Consider the following 802-nt stretch of genomic DNA (forward strand, 5'->3'; position numbering starts at 1 on the left):
ACAGCGGCTTCGCCACACCAGAGATGTATGAGTCTTGTGAAGCAACTGAAAGCCAGTACGTTATCCGATTAAAGAGCAATCGGAGGTTAAGTCACTTTGCTGAACACTCTGTTCTTTACGGAGACAATCAAGAATGGGACGAGCGAGAAGTTCAGTACTTTTCACTACCTTATCAAGCACAATCCTGGTCGAAACCCCGTCGTGTCTGTATACGTTCCGTCCGTGAAGGGGGAGAGTTGCTCTTTCACCATACGTTTATTGTGACTAACCTATCCGACAATGTCTCGCCTGAAGTCATATTTTCTCTTTACGGCAAGCGTGGAACAATGGAAAATTTCATCAAAGAAGCGAAAGGTGGCTTTTACTTCGATAAAACAGATAGCCCGCGTTTCTTAGAAAATCATGTCAGAATGATGATCAGTGTCCTTGCATACAACCTCGTTAATTTTTTAAAAAGCATTGGTTTTGATAAAGTAAACCAGGGCATGACGATTCATTCCATCCGGCTGACATTGCTTAAAGTAGCCGGTAAACTTGTTCAGACTGGGAGACAGGTCTATCTCAAACTGTCAAGTTATCATGTGTATCAAACTGAATTTTATAAGGTTTTTGAACGCCTGCGGCGATCCAAACAATGGATTTAGACTAGTTATCACACAAATTTTTTTAACCGATTCTTTTTCAAGGGATTCGTCTGCCCTTAAATAGACAAATAATTTTTATTATGACCTTCTTCTGTAGGCATCCTGTTCGAAAACACATTATTTTGGAAGAAAGTATCTGCCTAATTTAAAAAATGGCA

The 802-nt window shown here is 40.1% G+C and carries 1 protein-coding gene; it reads left to right on the top strand.

The features are described 5' to 3' along the window. Positions 1 to 644: IS1380 family transposase (locus ACYVLS_RS08885; RefSeq protein ID WP_460323697.1), on the top strand; the 644-nt coding region annotated here is incomplete at its 5' end. Positions 645 to 802 lie beyond the last annotated feature (158 nt).

The sequence above is a fragment of the Alkalibacterium psychrotolerans genome (assembly GCF_054784355.1).